General features: G+C 70.5%; 14 protein-coding genes and 2 tRNA genes. 9 read left to right on the forward strand and 7 right to left on the reverse strand.

Going from position 1 to position 15,533, the window contains the following annotated elements; translation table 11 throughout:
- From D7V97_RS26125 to D7V97_RS26140, 4 genes are all read left to right on the forward strand, one after another.
- On the forward strand, positions 1–735 hold a 735-nt coding region (locus D7V97_RS26125), incomplete at its 5' end, for a DNA topoisomerase IB (RefSeq protein WP_120613357.1).
- 76 nt (positions 736–811) lie between these two features.
- Positions 812–1,546, forward strand: a complete 735-nt coding sequence (locus tag D7V97_RS26130; protein ID WP_120613358.1) for a 2OG-Fe(II) oxygenase — start codon at positions 812–814, stop codon at positions 1,544–1,546.
- Between the two features lie 112 nt (positions 1,547–1,658).
- Entirely contained in the window at positions 1,659–1,859 is a 201-nt protein-coding gene (locus D7V97_RS26135) for a hypothetical protein (RefSeq protein WP_120613359.1), read from the forward strand.
- Between the two features lie 46 nt (positions 1,860–1,905).
- Complete coding sequence (locus D7V97_RS26140; protein WP_120613360.1) at positions 1,906–2,970, forward strand: patatin-like phospholipase family protein; 1,065 nt, start codon at positions 1,906–1,908, stop codon at positions 2,968–2,970.
- Between the two features lie 9 nt (positions 2,971–2,979).
- Here the strand turns inward: D7V97_RS26140 and D7V97_RS26145 are convergent, their stop codons facing one another.
- The 5 genes from D7V97_RS26145 to murJ form a co-directional block, all read right to left on the reverse strand.
- Positions 2,980–4,191 (reverse strand): alpha/beta hydrolase, encoded by a 1,212-nt coding sequence (locus D7V97_RS26145; RefSeq protein WP_120613361.1) that lies wholly within the window; start codon positions 4,189–4,191, stop codon positions 2,980–2,982.
- Between the two features lie 342 nt (positions 4,192–4,533).
- Positions 4,534–4,607: transfer RNA gene (locus D7V97_RS26150), tRNA-Met, on the reverse strand.
- A 78-nt stretch (positions 4,608–4,685) separates the two neighbouring features.
- Positions 4,686–4,759, reverse strand: a tRNA-Met gene (locus D7V97_RS26155).
- Between the two features lie 102 nt (positions 4,760–4,861).
- Positions 4,862–6,874: a S1 RNA-binding domain-containing protein gene (locus D7V97_RS26160; RefSeq protein ID WP_120613362.1), complete on the reverse strand. Its 2,013-nt coding sequence runs from the start codon at positions 6,872–6,874 to the stop codon at positions 4,862–4,864.
- A 226-nt stretch (positions 6,875–7,100) separates the two neighbouring features.
- Positions 7,101–8,735 carry a murein biosynthesis integral membrane protein MurJ gene (gene murJ, locus D7V97_RS26165; protein ID WP_233583216.1) on the reverse strand — a complete coding sequence of 545 codons (1,635 nt, stop codon included), beginning with the start codon at positions 8,733–8,735 and terminating at the stop codon, positions 7,101–7,103.
- A 197-nt stretch (positions 8,736–8,932) separates the two neighbouring features.
- Between murJ and D7V97_RS26170 the strand changes: the two genes are divergently transcribed.
- The 5 genes from D7V97_RS26170 (at position 8,933) to D7V97_RS26190 (ending at position 14,295) form a co-directional block, all read left to right on the forward strand.
- Positions 8,933–9,424, forward strand: a complete 492-nt coding sequence (locus D7V97_RS26170) for a ferritin family protein (protein WP_120613364.1) — start codon at positions 8,933–8,935, stop codon at positions 9,422–9,424.
- A gap of 58 nt (positions 9,425–9,482) precedes the next feature.
- A complete protein-coding gene (gene encA, locus D7V97_RS26175) occupies positions 9,483–10,355 on the forward strand; it encodes an encapsulin nanocompartment shell protein EncA (protein ID WP_120601209.1) in 873 nt (290 codons plus the stop codon).
- A gap of 20 nt (positions 10,356–10,375) precedes the next feature.
- A complete protein-coding gene (locus tag D7V97_RS26180; RefSeq protein ID WP_120613365.1) occupies positions 10,376–11,800 on the forward strand; it encodes a sigma-54 dependent transcriptional regulator in 1,425 nt (474 codons plus the stop codon).
- Between the two features lie 195 nt (positions 11,801–11,995).
- A complete protein-coding gene (locus D7V97_RS26185; protein WP_368668963.1) occupies positions 11,996–12,907 on the forward strand; it encodes a M23 family metallopeptidase in 912 nt (303 codons plus the stop codon).
- 80 nt (positions 12,908–12,987) lie between these two features.
- A complete protein-coding gene (locus D7V97_RS26190) occupies positions 12,988–14,295 on the forward strand; it encodes a hypothetical protein (RefSeq protein ID WP_120613367.1) in 1,308 nt (435 codons plus the stop codon).
- A gap of 27 nt (positions 14,296–14,322) precedes the next feature.
- Here the strand turns inward: D7V97_RS26190 and rsmI are convergent, their stop codons facing one another.
- Positions 14,323–15,156 (reverse strand): 16S rRNA (cytidine(1402)-2'-O)-methyltransferase, encoded by an 834-nt coding sequence (gene rsmI, locus D7V97_RS26195; RefSeq protein WP_120613368.1) that lies wholly within the window; start codon positions 15,154–15,156, stop codon positions 14,323–14,325.
- A gap of 10 nt (positions 15,157–15,166) precedes the next feature.
- Complete coding sequence (locus D7V97_RS26200; RefSeq protein ID WP_120613369.1) at positions 15,167–15,532, reverse strand: YraN family protein; 366 nt, start codon at positions 15,530–15,532, stop codon at positions 15,167–15,169.
- Position 15,533: the final 1 nt, after the last annotated feature.

Raw genomic sequence — 15,533 nt, forward strand, 5'->3', positions numbered from 1 at the left:
GATCTGCGCAAGCGGGGGCTGGGTCGGGAGCGGGTGCTCGCGGGCATGCTGCGCATCCTGGGCACGTGCTTCATCCGTCCGGGCAGCGAGCGCTACGCGGAGGAGCACGGCAGCTTCGGGCTCGCCACGCTGCGGGCCCGCCACGTGAAAGTGAAGGGCGACACGGTGGTGTTCGACTACCCGGGCAAGTCGGGCGTGCGCCAGCACCGGGAGCTGAGGGACCGGCGCGTGGCGACGCTCGTGCGGCAGTTGTTGAAGGTGCCCGGGCGCGACGTCTTCAAGTTCGTGTTGGATGACGGCGCGGTGGTGGACGTGCGGCGTCGGCACCTCAACGAATACATCCAGGAGGTGATGGGGCCCGGCTACAGCGCCAAGGACTTCCGCACCTGGGCCGGCACGCTCATCTGCGCGTGCGCGCTGGCGCGGTCCCGCGAGTCCTTGAACGCGGAGGGGGATGGCAGCCCGGTGAAGCAGAAGACCGTGCTCAAGAAGAGCATGGTGTCCGCGGTGAAAGAGGCGTCCGAGCACCTGGGCAACACGCCCGCCGTGGCCCGGGCGTCGTACATCTACCCGTCGGTGCTCGCCCTCTTCGAGCGGGGCCAGGTGGTGGACCGCTACTTCAACTCCGTGGACGAGCTGACGGCGCACGCGGGCGAAGGCATGCACTGCTCGGAGAAGGCGCTGCTCCACATGCTGAACAGGCCACGAGGCAGCTCGAAGCAGGCGGCCATCTAGCGCGGGCCGCCCGGAAGGGAGGCGACCGGGACGCGCCCATTCTCCCGGGCCCCCGGAAGGCGTTAGCGTCCGGTCCGTGCCCGAGTACGTCACCCACCGCGACGCCCTGCCGAGCGCTGAACTGGAGTCCCTGGGGGACGCCCTGCTCGGCTCCCGCTTCGTCGCGCGCAGCCCGCTGATGGGCACCTTCCGCGCGAGCCGGGGCTTCTCGTTCATCTTCACGCAGGCCGGCCGCGCGACGCTGGAGGAGCGCTTCCCGTTCCTGTCCGCGTACCTGCGCTGCATCCTCGATGGGGACAGCGCCCGGGAGCTGGTGCCGCCGCCGAGGAGGCGCTGGTTCGGCGCCCGCGCTCCCAGCCTCAAGCCCAACGCCTTCTACCTGAACCTGTTGCTGCTGGACGCGGGGACGCCCGTGGGGCGCCACATCGACGCGACGTTGCAGGAGCCCAGTGGCCTGCGGCACGCGACGCCCGCGCACGTGAGCGTGCTCTACCTGCGAGTGCCCCCCGACGCCCGGGGCGGAGCGCTGCGGCTGTTCCGTGACGCCGAGTCCCAGGGGGAGATCGCCCCCGAGCCGGGCCTGCTGGTCCACTTCCGAGGCGACCTCGCGCACGAGGTGCAATCCTTCTCGGGCGGCCCCGAAGGAGCGCAGCGGGCAAGCCTCGTCTGCGAGCAGTACGCGTTCACGGACAAGGTGCTCGCCCGTATCCCCGAGTTCCGCATCCAGTCCAAGGCGGGCTTCTCCGCCTACCTGCAGGCCCAGCGTGAGCGCGAAGGCACCTCCCCTTCCGTGGGCACACTGGAAGAGTGACGCCCAGCCGGAGCCCGTCCCAGGGGCGTCCGAGCACTCAGGCAGGTCCCCGCTTGCGGCCCTCGCGCGCCGTACCGACTGTTGAGATTCACCCTTGCGAGGGAGCGCGGACATGGCTGGAAAAAAGCTGCAGGAGGGTTACGGCGGCACCAGCGAGCAGCGTCAACGGCACCTCGAGAACGACAACTTCTCCGAGCGCGCACCCCGGAACGCGGAGGAGCTGGAAGAGGTCCGCAGCCCGCGGGAGGCGGACGGTCACCGGGTGGTGACGTTCAACCCGTTGGAATCGGATCCGCCGGACGAACACCGCTGAACGCGGGCCGTTCCGGCGTCCGGGCCTGCTAGGTTCCGCGCCCGCGATGAGCCAAAGCCTCACCCTGCTGGCAGGTCCTGACGCCCTCCGCATCCTCCGGGAACGCGGGCTGCGCGCGGAGGACGTGGACATCCTTCCGGGCGCCTCCGGCGGCCCCAAGTGGCTGGCGCTGGAGGGAATCGATCGCGTGCTGTTCGGCGAGCTGCTCCAGCAGCCCCACAGCCGCCCGCTGCACCTCATCGGCAGCTCCATCGGGAGCTGGCGTCTGGCGTGTCTGGCGCAGAAGGATCCGGTGGCCGCGATGAGGCGGTTCGCGGACGCGTACCTGGATCAGCGCTACCCGCCCAAGCCTCCGCCGTCGCTCGTCAGCGAGACGAGTGCAAGCATCCTCGAAGCGCTCCTGGGCCCGGACGGCGCGGAGGAGATCCTCGCGCACCCGTGGGCGCGGCTGCACGTGGTGACGACGCGGTGCAAGGGGCTGCTCGCGGTGGAGCGGTCCGGAGCGCAGCTCACGGGCTTCGTGCTCGGGGCGCTGGCGAACGCGGTGAGCCGCAAGACGCTCGCGCTCCAGATGCAGCGCGTGCTCTTCCACACCGCCGGGGATACCAGTCCGTTCGCCGGGCTCAAGGACCTGCCGTCGGCGCACCTCCCGCTGACGCGCGACAACCTGCGCCCTGCCCTGCTCGCGTCCGCGTCCATTCCGCTGGTCATCGCGGGCGTCCACGACATTCCGGGCGCGCCGCCGGGGACGTACCGGGACGGGGGCGTCGTCGACTACCACCTGGACGTGGACTACGGCGCCGGGGACGGACTGGTGCTCTACCCGCACTTCTACCCGTACGTCGTGCCCGGCTGGTTCGACAAGTCGCTGAAGTGGCGGCGCGCGGGGCCGCTCAACTTCCGCCGCGCGCTGATCATCGCGCCGTCGCCCGCGCACCTGGAGCGTCTGCCCGGCAAGCGCATCCCGGACCGCGCGGACTTCACGCGCATGAAGGACGGCGACCGGATCCGGGCCTGGAAGCAGGTGCTGACCGAGGGCGAGCGCCTGGGCGACGAGCTGCGCGAGCTGATCGCCACGGGCCGCATCGCGGAGCACGTCCAGCCGCTGTAGCGCGTCCCCCTATGCGAGCCACGTGCGGAGCGCCGCGTAGACCTCCGGGTGGTTGAGGAGGTCCAGGTGGTTCGCGTGGAGGATGATCCGCTGATTCGCTTCGGGGAACCGCAGCGTCAGCTCCGGCTGGAGGTGCCTGCCGAGCGCGCTGTCCACGGGGACCAGCCCATCCCCGGGAAGACGCTCCGCCAGCGCCTGCGCGGAGGTCGCGGCGACCGCGTAGCACGCGACGCCCTCCGGCAGGGCGAGCTTGCGGCGGGCATCGCCACCCCATCCGAAGCGCTCCCGGCCCTCCCAGTGCTCATCGAGCACATTGCCGAAGCGCAGGTCGGTGACGCCGGCCCCGCGGATCTGTCCGAGGCGCGCGAACGGAGCGCTGTACGCGCTGACGCCGAGCAGCACATCCACCCAGCTCCCGGTCCGTTCCAGCGGTGAGCCATGGTGCGGAGTACCGAGACAGACGAGCCTGCGCAGCTTGTGCCGCCAGAGCTGTCCCCCCGCTTCCGCGGCGAGGCACGCGCTCCGGGACACGAGCCCGCCCATGCTGTGGCCGAGCAGCGTCACCTCTTCGAGCGGCACCGGCCACGCGGCCACCAGTTGCTCCAGCAGCTCCGAGAACGCGCGCCCGTTGCGGGAGACGTGCAGGCCGCTGTTGTAGTGGAGGTAGACCGGCGTGTACCCGAGGTCGCGGGCCAGCGCGGCGCCGTGGTCATGTCCGAGCCGGCTCCACTGCAGATCATTCATCGACGAGCCGTGGACCAGCACGAGCAGCTTGCCGGTGGCCCCAGGCAGGGCGTCGCGCAGGGCCGCGGGCTCCAGTCGCAGCGGCTGTCCGTGGATCCGGAACGCCATCGGGATGGCCAGCGCGTTGCCGCTCTCGTCCAGCGCGTCGCCCAGCACCCCGTTCAGCGCGGCGACCACCGCCTCCCGCTGAGGCCCGGGCGTGCTGTCACCCAGCCACGGCGCGAGCTGCGTGAGCGCGGCGTCGATCCCCGCCCCGACCTGCTGCGTGACGCCCTGGAGCGTCGCGTAGATCAGCCCCGTCAGGGCGCGCACCGGTCGCTCCAGCGGCTTGCCCAGCAGCGCGGGCCCGCTGGCGATGGTGCAGTGCATCTCCTGGACGATGCCGATCACGCCCTGGGTCGCCTGCACCGCCAGACGGCTGGCACCGCGCAAGGCGTCCGCGTTCTTCCGCGCACCGCGAAGGGAATCGCTCGTCATGGCATCGCACCCCACGGGCAGCTGCCCGCAAGAAACCTACTTGACCGTAACCTACTCGTGAGTAGGTCCAGGGTCAATGCGTCGCGGCAGAGGCTGGGGAGCCAGGTGTGCCAGGCCTCTCAGGTGCGCGGCAGGCAGCAGGGCCGACCCGTCCAGCGCACGCACGAATGCACCGCAGACGTCACCGAGGTGATCCAAGGTCGCCCTCGGCACGGGGCCGGAGGTCCACGCCCCGGCGCTCAGGGTCGACTGGGAAACGATTCGGGGTTCGCTGCACGGCAGCCTGCCGGGCGAAACGAAAAAGGGGCCCCGGTCCACGACCGGGGCCCCTTCTTTTTCGAGTTGCGGGGGCAGGATTTGAACCTGCGACCTTCGGGTTATGAGCCCGACGAGCTACCAGGCTGCTCCACCCCGCGTCACCGTGCTGCCTTTGCTTCTGAAGCTAAACACCAGGGATCTGATCTTCATTTCGACCAGACCCCTGGTCTTTCAAGTTGCGGGGGCAGGATTTGAACCTGCGACCTTCGGGTTATGAGCCCGACGAGCTACCAGGCTGCTCCACCCCGCGGCGAGAACGAGAGGGTAAGTACATCTGCCTCTCGTCACCGTCAACTCTATTCTCGGTGCTCCACCGCATTGCGGCGAGGGAGCACCGAGAGCGAGTGACGCACTACTTGCCCAGCTTGCTCAGCAGATCCGCGAAGGTGCCGAAGCCCTTCTTGCCCGAGCCCACCGGCTTCTGCGTCTTCTGCCACGCCTCCACTTCAGCGCGCTCCTCGGCGCGGATCGCACCGGGGATGGACAGACGGATCTTCCCGGCCGGATCCATGTCGATGATCGCCGCCTTCAGCTCCTGACCGATGGAGAAGTGCTTGCGCATGTCCGTGCCGCGGTCGGTGCCCGTCTCGCTGGCCGGGATGAGGCCCTTGCCGCCCGGGAACGCGAGGAACACGCCGTAGGGCTCCAGCCGATCCACCTTGCCGACGACGACGTCGCCCACCTTCGGGCGCGGCGCCGGGGCCTGCGCGGGGGTCGCCGAGGCCGCCTTCGCCGGACGCTCCTCGGGAGGACGCTGCGCCTCCTCCTCGGAGATGCGGCGCAGGCCAATGCGCTTGTCGTTGGGGTCGATCTTCTCGATGGACACCCAGATCACCTCGCCCTCCTTCACCGCGTCGCGCGGGTGGGCGATGCGCCGGTCGCTCAGCGCGGAGATGTGCACCAGACCATCCACGCCCGGGCGCAGCTCCACGAAGGCCCCGAAGGGCTGCAGCCGCACGACCTTGCCCTGGAGGCGGTCGCCTTCGTGCAGCTCTTCAATGGCCTTCTTGAACGGATCCTCCTGGCGCGAGCGGAGCGACAGCGTGATGCGCTCCTTCTGCTTCGCCTTGTCGGAGGAGTTCGGCTGGCCCTCCTCCATGCGGATGATCTCCACCTCCACGTCGTCGTCCTGCTTCACGACCTCGCTGGGGTGGCCCACGCGCGTGTAGGACAGCTCGGAGACGGGGATCATGCCCTCCACGCCGCCCAGGTCCACGAACACGCCGAAGTCGCGCACGCCGGAGACCTTGCCCTTGACCGTCTTGCCCACGGCCAGCGTCTTGCGCGTCTCCGTCGCCAGCTTGCGCTGCTCGTCCTCCAGCAGCGAACGGCGCGACAGCACGATGTTGCGGTCCCGCACTTCGGTGACGCGGAACTGGAGCTTCTCACCGATGAACTGATCCGGCTTCTCCACGAAGCGGATGTCCAGCTGGCTGATGGGGCAGAACGCGCGCATGTCGCCGATGGCGACCTCCACGCCGCCCTTGTTGACGCTGAGCACCATGCCCTCGACGGGCATGCCCGTGGCGCGGGCCTCGGCGAGCATCGCCATGGACGCGTTGCCCTTGGCCAGCGCGCGGCTGAGCAGGATGCCCCGGGCACCCATCTCCACCACGTGCGCCTCGATGCGGTCCCCCACGCCGAAGCGCAGGATGCCCTCGTCGTCCTTGAGCTCGCGCAGCTCGATCATCGCCTCCGACTTCGCGGAGCCGTCCAGCGACACGAACGCGGTGTCCGCGCCGAGCTGGAAGATGGCGCCGGCGACCTTCTCGCCCACGCGCACACCACGGCGGCCGGGAGCCCCACCGTCCTTGACCTGCGCCTCGAACATATCGGCGAAGGACTCGGACTCGTGGACCTCCTCGTACAGGGGGCTCGGCGGCGCGGGGGTCGGCGTCACCGGGCGCGGCGTCGGGGTCGCGGAGGAAGCAGAGGCCTGCGCCTCGGCGCCCGTCTGCTCCGCCGTCGCGGTCGCTTCGGTGGGCTTGTCACCCTCCAGCGCGCGCGTCTCGATGGAGCCGGAGGCCCGCTTCACGACGACCATGGGGCCGGACGGACGGCGCTCGCCGCCACCACCGCCCCGCTTCTCGCCGCCGCTGCCGCCACCGCCGCCGGGGCGCCCACCGCGAGGAGCACCCGCGTCGCCCTGGGGACGCGGCGGCTGTGCATCGCGCGCCCCACGCTCCCGTCCCGCACCACCGCGCTGCTCGTCGCGGCCTCCGCCGCCACCACGGCCACCGCCGCGCTCGTTGCCCTGGCCCCCCGAAGGGATGCCCAGCATCACGTCGCCAAACGTGGCCTTCGGCTTCTTGGGACCGAAACCGCCAGGACCGCCCGAATTTCCGCCGCTCTTCTCGTCGCTCACTGCCGAGACCTTCCGTTGACGATTTCGACCCCGGACTCCCGTGAAGTCAGGGCCTCTTGAAAAAGGCGGCGCACTCTACACGCGCGCCATGTCGGGAGGAAGCCGCATGCGGACCTCCCCCCACAATCGGCCTCCTATCGCAACCGAAAGGGGCCTGTCCTGCATTCCGTTTGAGCCCCCCGACATCGCCTGGAGGGCAGCCGTCCCGCCGGGCGCCGCACCGCGTCTAGCGGACGAGCCTCAGGCGCCGACCGACCTTGCGGAAGACAGCGCCTGCTTCCGGGATGCCCATCGCGGCGGCCACCGCGAAGTAGACGACCCCGAAGGGCACCGCCACCGCCACCAGCCCCACCACCGGGTGCAGGTGCGGCGGCACGAGCACCCCGCCGCCCCACTGCGCGCCCACGCCAGGCATGGGGCCCAGCAGCGAGGTCAGGCCCTGCTTGACGGCCAGCGCCACGATCCCGCCGACGGCCGCCGCGCCCCACAGCCGGGGCAGGAGCCCCGCGGGCACGCCCACGGGCCCCACGCGCTGCTGGAGCTTGCGGCGCAGGAGCGTCGTCTCCACCCAGGCCACGATGCCGCTCGACAGGGTGAGGAAGGCCGCGCCCAGCTCGCGAGGCAGCCCCAGCCGCTCCGGCAGCCACAGGGCCAGGAAGTACGCCTTCACGGTGCCCAGGGCCACGCGCACCACGGCGTAGCGCAGGGGCGTCTTCGGATCCTTCAAGGCATAGAAGGCGGAGGCGTAGAGGCGGCCCACGGTGGAGGCCACGAGGCCCACCGCCGCGCCCATCAGCAGGTACCAGAGGTAGCGCGAGTCCGCCGCGCCGAACCTACCCGTCTGGAGCAGCGCGCCGCTCACCAGGTCGCCCAGGAACAGCAGCGCCGCCGCGGACGGCACCACCCAGAAGGCGATGCGGCGCGAGCCCGCGTCGATGCGGGTCCTCAGCTTCGCGTGCGCGTCCGCCTCCCCCTCTCCCGTGGCGCGTGCCATCTCCGGCAGCTCCGCGGCGGACACCGCCATGCCGAAGAGGCTCACCGGGATGAGGTAGATGGTCTGCGCGTAGAGCAGCGAGGAGAGCGCGCGGTTGGAGATGAGGGACGCGAACGCGGTGTCCACCCACGCGCTGAACTGCACCACCCCGCGCCCCAGCACCACCGGGCCGAAGTTCTTCAGCACCTGGCGCACGGAGGCGCTCGCCAGCGACAGCGCCGGACGGAAGCGCCCCAACAGGCGCAGCACCGTGGGAACCTGCACCGCGAACTGGAGGAAGCTGCCCAGCACGACGCCCCAGGCCAGCCACTCCGTCAGCGCCTCCTCCGCGGCGCGGCCCCCTTGCGAATACCGGCCGCCCACCCCGAGCAGCGTGGCGATGATGACGAGGTTCCACACCACCGGCGCCAGGTAGGACAGCAGGAAGCGCCGGTGGCTGTTGAGGATGCCCAGACACCACGCGCTCAGCACGAGGAAGCCCGTGCCAGGGAACAGGATGCGCACGAGCCGCACGGCCAGGTCGCGCTCGCCGCCCTCGAAGCCGGGCGCGATGACGTCCACGAACAGGGGCGTGGCCAGCATGCCCAGCGCCACCATCACGCCCGTGGCCAGCGCCAGGAGGCCGAACACCGCCCCCGCGACCCGGTCCGACTCCTCCGCGTCCTTCTTGCCCAGCAGCTGGGCGTACACGGGGATGAAGGAGCCCGACAGCACGCCTTCGCCGAAGAGGTTCTGCAGGAAGTTGGGGATGCGCAGCGCGGCCTTGAAGACGGCGGCGGCCTCCGCGTTGCCCAGGTAGTGCGCGAAGACGCGCTCGCGCACGAGCCCCATCAGCCGCGAGGCGAGGATGCCAATGCCCACCAGCATCGCGCCCCGGCCTCCTGCGCGCTCGGGTGCGGCCGGAGGGGTGGCGGCCGGGGAAGCAGGCTTCGGGGGCGACGCGGGAGCAGGGGCAGTCACGAAGGGGCGGACTCTACGTCCGGCGTCTTTCGGCGTGCAGCAGGAAACCCGCCGACCGCTGTTTCACTTGACGGTGCCCCCACGGGTTGCCAGGGTCCGCACCAATGGCCGGAAAGTCCGACACCGAGCGGTCCGACGTCGCGCGCATCCGCGCCGTGCTGGCACGTGAGCTCGAAACCATCAACGAGTACGAAGCCTTCGCGGAGGACTCCTCCAACCCGGAGGTCCGCGCCTTCTTCCTCCACCTGGCGGCGGAGGAGAAGGAGCACGTGTCCGAGGCCACACACATGCTCCGGCTGCTCGACAAGGGCCAGGACGCGTTCTTCGCCAAACCCTTCGTCGCCGGCCACTTCGCGGCGGCCGGGAGCGCGGCCAGCGTCCCCGCGGAGCTGCCCGCCGCGGAAGCCCCAGCGGTCGTGGGGCACATCCCGCCTCCCGTGGGACGCATGACGGCCGAGCCGCTCACGTCCCTGCCGCCCCAGCGCCTCATCTACGGCATCCCCGCGCCGCCGCCGTCCGCCAACAGCCACCCCCTCACCGTGGGCACCCTGCGCCGCGGCGGTGGTGGTGGCGGCGGCTCCGGTGGCGGCCGCTGAAGCCCCTTCCTTCTTTTGACTCTCCCCCTCCTCTCCCGCTTCCGTCACGGAGACACCGATGCCTGACTTCCTTGGACATGCCGAGAACCCACTGCGCGAAGAGGAGTGGGCGCGCCTCAACGAGACGGTGATCCAGGTGGCGCGTCGGTCGCTGGTGGGCCGCCGCATCCTGGACATCTACGGACCGCTGGGCGCCGGCGTGCAGACCGTGGCCTACGACGAGTTCCAGGGCGTGTCCCCGGGCGCGGTGGACATCGTCGGCGAGCAGGAGACCGCGATGGTCTTCACGGACGTCCGCAAGTTCAAGACGATCCCGATCATCTACAAGGACTTCCTGCTGCACTGGCGGGACATCGAAGCGGCGCGCACGCACAACATGCCGCTGGACGTGTCCGCCGCCGCCGGGGCCGCCGCCCTGTGCGCGCAGCAGGAGGACGAGCTCATCTTCTACGGCGATCAGCGCCTGGGCTACGAAGGCCTGATGACGGCCAACGGCCGCCTCACCGCCACGCTGGGTGACTGGACGGCGCCGGGCGGCGGCTTCCAGACCATCGTGGAGGCCACGCGCAAGCTCAACGAGGCCGGCCACTTCGGGCCCTACGCCGTGGTGCTGTCGCCGCGGTTGTACTCGCAGCTGCACCGCATCTACGAGAAGACGGGCGTGCTGGAGATCGAGACCATCCGCCAGCTCGCCTCCGACGGCGTCTACCAGTCCAACCGCCTGCGCGGCGAGTCGGGCGTGGTGGTGTCCACCGGCCGCGAGAACATGGACCTGGCCGTGGCCATGGACATGGTCGCCGCCTACCTGGGCGCCAGCAAGATGAACCACCCCTTCCGCGTGCTGGAGTCGCTGCTCTTGCGCATCAAGCACCCGGACGCCATCTGCACGCTCGAAGGCGCCCTCCCCGCTGCCCCCCCGGCGCGCCGATAGCCCTCCCAGCGCGGGTCCCCATGGCGAAGGTCCTGGTCATCGACGATGAGACGAACCTGCGCAAGGTGCTGGCCGCCCTGCTGCGCCGCGACGGGTTCGACGTCACCGTGGCGGAGAACGGGGAGCAGGGGCTCGCCGAGTTCCACAAGAACGGCGCCAACATCGTCGTCACCGACCTGGTGATGCCGAAGCTGGGCGGCATGGAGGTGCTCGCCGCCGTGCGCGCCGCCAACCCGGACGTGCCGGTGATCATCATCACCGCGCACGGCACCGTGGACTCCGCCGTCGAGGCCATCAAGGCGGGCGCGTTCGACTACATCACCAAGCCCTTCGACCAGGCGGAGCTGTCCTCCGTCGTGGCCAAGGCGGCCAAGACGAACGAGAGCGCCCGGCGCTCCGTGCGCGCGGATCACAAGGCCCGCTCCGCCATCATCGGCGAGTCGCCGCCCATCCAGGACGTCTACAAGATCATCGACAAGGTCGCGGACACGCCCTCCACGGTCCTCATCACCGGCGAGAGCGGCACGGGCAAGGAGCTCATCGCCACCGCGCTGCACGGCGCGTCCAGCCGCCGCGACAAGCCGTTCATCAAGATCAACTGCGCCGCCATCCCCGCGACGCTCATCGAGTCCGAGCTGTTCGGCTACGAGAAGGGCGCCTTCACCGGCGCCGTCACGTCCAAGCCGGGCCGCTTCGAGCTGGCCGACGAGGGCACCCTCTTCCTCGACGAGATCGGGGAGATCCCCGTCGAGATGCAGGTGAAGCTCCTGCGCGCGCTCCAGGAGGGCGAGTTCGAGCGCGTGGGCGGCATCAAGACGACGCGCGTGAACGTGCGCCTCGTGGCGGCCACCAACCGCGACCTCCAGGCGGAGATCGAAGCGGGCCGCTTCCGCAAGGACCTGTACTACCGGCTGGCCGTGGTGCCCATCGTGCTGCCCGCGCTGCGCGAGCGCCGCAGCGACATCCCGATGCTCGCCCAGCACTTCGTGGACAAGTACAACCGGCGCCTCAACAAGAAGATCGAAGGCATCGCCGACGACGCCATGGCGCTGCTCCAGGCGTACGCGTGGCCGGGCAACATCCGCGAGCTGGAGAACCTCATCGAACGCGTGCTGCTCTTCGCGGACGGTCCCCACATCACCGCGAAGGATCTGCCGGAGCCGGTGCGCGGGGGAGCGGGCGTGCAGGCAGGGGCCACGGTGGCCGGCTCGCTGGGCACGCTGGATGTCCCCGTGGGCGAGGTGGGCCTCAAGGACATCGTGCGGATGAAGGCCGCGGAGCTGGAGCGGGACCTCATCGTGAAGAAGCTGGATGAGACGGGCGGCAACGTCACGCGCGCCGCGCGCCTCCTGCAGATCAGCCGCAAGTCGCTCCAGACGAAGATGAAGGAGTTCGGCCTGCGCGACACCACCCCGGACGGGCAGGACGACGGCCCGGACGAGTAGCCCCGGGCGGCCGAAATATCGCCGTTCCGTCGGCGGTTTCGGGCCCGCGTACCTTCTCACCCTCAGGGAGCTTGAATGCGGCCGAATCTTCCCACCCTCGGTGGACCACCGAAGCGCAATCCCTTCGGACCGGTGGTTGCCGTCTCCGTCATCCTCGGCGCGGCCGCGGGTGGCGTGTGGTGGTGGAAACAGCGCATGGCGGATGTCCCCATGGACGTCGCCTCGCAGTCCGTGACCGCGCTGGACGCGGGCACCGTCGCGCAGGCCCCCGTGCTGCCCCCCGTGCCCACCGACCCGGTGAAGGCCGCGGGCCTGGAGCGCGCGTCCATCCGCATCGAAGGTCCCCTGGAGACGGCGCTCGTGCAGGCCGCCGGCCCGGAGGTGGGCCCCGCCCTGGCCCAAGTGGTGACGCGCACGCTGGTGTGGTGGGTGCGAGTCCCCGGGGAGATCCTCCGGGGCGACACGCTGGACGTGCTCTACCAGCGCCGCCCCAGCGAGGAGCCGCTGGTGTACGCGGTGCGCTTCGTCAGCGGCAAGACGGGCCAGACGCACCGCGCGTACCGCTACCAGCCCGCGGGTGAGACGAACGCCCACTACTACCTGCCGGGCGGCGACGAGCTGGAGCTGCGGATGGAGCACTCGCCCATCGACAGCTATGAGCAGATCACCTCCCTCTTGCGCGACGGCCGGGGCCACAAGGGCGTGGACTTCCGCGCGCCGGTGGGAACCACGGTCCGGGCCCCCTTCGCGGGTGTCGTCAAGCGCAAGAACTGGAACTTCGGCAGCAACGGCAACTGCATCGAGCTGGTGGAGTCCGGGGGCAAGGGCCGCCGCGCCCTCTTCCTGCACCTGTCGGAGCTGCCCCGCACGGTCCAGGCCGGGATGCGCGTGTCGGCGGGCCAGGTCCTTGCGCAGAGCGGCAACACCGGCCACTCCTTCGCCCCCCACCTGCACTACCAGCTGATGCAGGGGGAGGACCGGGTCCTGGACCCCTTCGACCAGCACAAGACCTTCCGCGGGGCCCTGGTGGCCACCCAGAAGGCCTCCTTCGAGGCCGAGGTGCAGCGGCTGGACGGACTGCTCGGCACGTCCGTGGCGGGCAAGTAACGCCCACCCATTTCTTGACACTCCTCCGACGGCACGGCTAGCTGGCAGGCTCCTGGGCCGTGGGTCGTCGGAGGTTGTGGATGCACAGGTTTCGCGCCGTCATCGCCGCGCTGACATTGGGCGCGCCGCTCGCCGCCAGCGCGGCGGACATCACCCGGATCGCCTCGTCGTTCGAGGATGACGATCCGTTCGACCTCTTCTTCGACGTCGGCTTCGAGCGCACGCAGACGCGCGCGAAGATCGTGCGCGAGCAGCTCTCCAGCACGCCCGTGCCCAACGCCACGGAGGTCCGGGAGGTCAACGAGGTCTGGTACAAGGGCGTGGACGCGCGGCTGAACCTGGCGGTCGCGTTCGGCCTGTGGAAGGACCTGGAGTTCTCCTTCAAGCTCCCCATCGTCTTCCAGCAGAACGAGACGTGGGAGTACGTGTCGGGCACGAACAACGGCAACTCCACCATCGACAACAGCTGCTTCAACGCGAACGGCTCGCCCTACTCGCCGGAAGGCTGCGTGGGTCGGCTCTTCCAGGTCCCGCAGGCGAGCTACCGGGGCGGCCTGGGCAACGTCCACTTCGGGCTGGCGTACGCCTTCTTCAACCAGGAGAAGGACAACACCAAGCCCACGTGGATCGTCGGCATCGACTACGAGGCGCCCACCGCCAAGCTGCGCGACCCGAGCGTCGACACGACCGACCCGGACGGCGACCGCGGCAACGTGGGCGACCGCGTCCACAAGTACCAGCTCTACACGTCCTTCTCGCGGCGCATGGGCCCGGCGGACCCGTACTTCAAGGCGTACCACACCATCCCGGTGCGCGGCCCCGGCGCGTACTCCAACTGCGCGCAGTCCGGTGGGAACCCGGAGGGCATGACGCGGTCCAACCTGGGCGCCCCGGAGAACTGCTACCAAGGGCCGTGGAGCCGCAATGAGACGGGCATCCAGGCCCCCTCGCAGACGGGCCTCCTCTTCGGCGTGGAGCTGGTGCCGTTCGAGAACCCGGCCCGCAACCAGAAGTTCGCGGTGGACCTGCGCCTGATGGGCAACTACGTGGGCCGCGGCCGGTACTACAACGAGCTGAGCTCGGCGCTGCGCAAGCTGCTCACGTCGGAGGACTACATGCAGGTGGGTGGCCAGTTCGGCGTCACCGCCCGCGCCGCCGAGGCCTTCACCATCCGCGCCTCCGGCAACTTCCTCTACAACACGGACCACCTGCTCACGTCCGAGACGATTGGCCAGGACCTGAACGGCGATGGCTCCGTGGACGCCAACCCGGGTTCACCTGAGCTGAACCCCACGTTTGACTGGCGCTACGACCTGACGTCCCGCCGCTTCCGGGCCATCCAGAGCACCACGTTCCGCTTCGACCTGGGCGCGACCTTCAGCTTCTAGCAGCGCCCCTGAAGCAGCGGTCCGTCCCTACCGCTGCTTCAGCCCGAGGCCCATCCGGTACACCTCCTGGCCGGGCCACCCCGCGCGGCGGGCCAGCTCGGTGCTCAGCGGCTTGAGCTTCTCGCCGCGCTCCAGGCCGGACTCCAGCGCGCGGCGGACCTCGTCCTCGCTCCAGCGCTGCTCGCCGGTGCGGCCCTCCACCAGCACCACCACCTCGCCCCGGGTCTCCTCGGCGGCGTAGCGCGCGACCAGGGCCGACAGCGGGCCCCGGACGAACTCCTCGTGCAGCTTGGTCAGCTCCCGCGCCACGCACGCGCGCCGGTCGCCCCAGGCCTCCTGGAGGTCCACCAGCGTCTCGCCCAGGCGGCGCGGGGACTCGTAGAGCACGCAGGTGGCGGACAGGGGCGCCACCTCGTCCAGCATGGCCCGGCGCTCCGGCCCCTTGCGCGGCAGGAAGCCCAGGAAGTGGAAGCGGCCCGTGGGCAGCCCGGAGGCGCTCAACGCCGCCACCAGCGCGGTGGCCCCGGGCACCGGCTCCACCTTCAGGCCGCGCTCCAGCGCCTCCGCCACCAGCTTCTCGCCCGGGTCGCTGATGCCGGGGCTGCCCGCGTCGGTGATGAGCGCGCAGTCGTCCCCTGCCTCGATGCGGTCCAGGATGCGCCCGGCGCGCTGCCCTTCCGCGAAGGCGGGCAGGCTCACCAGGTCCTTGCCGCCAATGCCGAAGTGATCCAACAGGATGCGCGAATGCCGGGTGTCCTCGCACGCGAGGAAGCCGGCGGTGCGCAGCGTCTCCAGGGCCCGGGCGGTGACATCCCCCAGGTTTCCGATGGGCGTGGCCACGAGGTAGAGCGTTCCAGCCAAGGACAGGTCCTCACATGCCGGCGTCGAAGGCGGCGGGGATGTGTTCCACCCGGGCGTGCTCGCCCCGGCCCACGACGGAGATGACGTCGAAGCGCACCATGCGCCCGTCGATGCCGTTCTGGAAGAGATAGTGCAGCGCGGCCTTCACCACCCGCCGCTGCTTGGCGAACGACACGGTGTGCGCCGGGTCTCCCCACACCGCCGAGGAGCGCATCCGCACCTCCACGAAGCACACCAGCTCTTCGCGCTGCGCCACGATGTCCAGCTCGCCGTGGCGGCACGTCCAGTTGCGCGCCATCACCTTGAAGCCTTGCGACTCCAGCAGGCGCACGCCTTCCTGCTCCGCTTCATCCCCCGACTCCCGCCGCGTCCCCATC

This window comes from Corallococcus sp. CA053C, assembly GCF_003611675.1.
Lineage (GTDB): Bacteria > Myxococcota > Myxococcia > Myxococcales > Myxococcaceae > Corallococcus.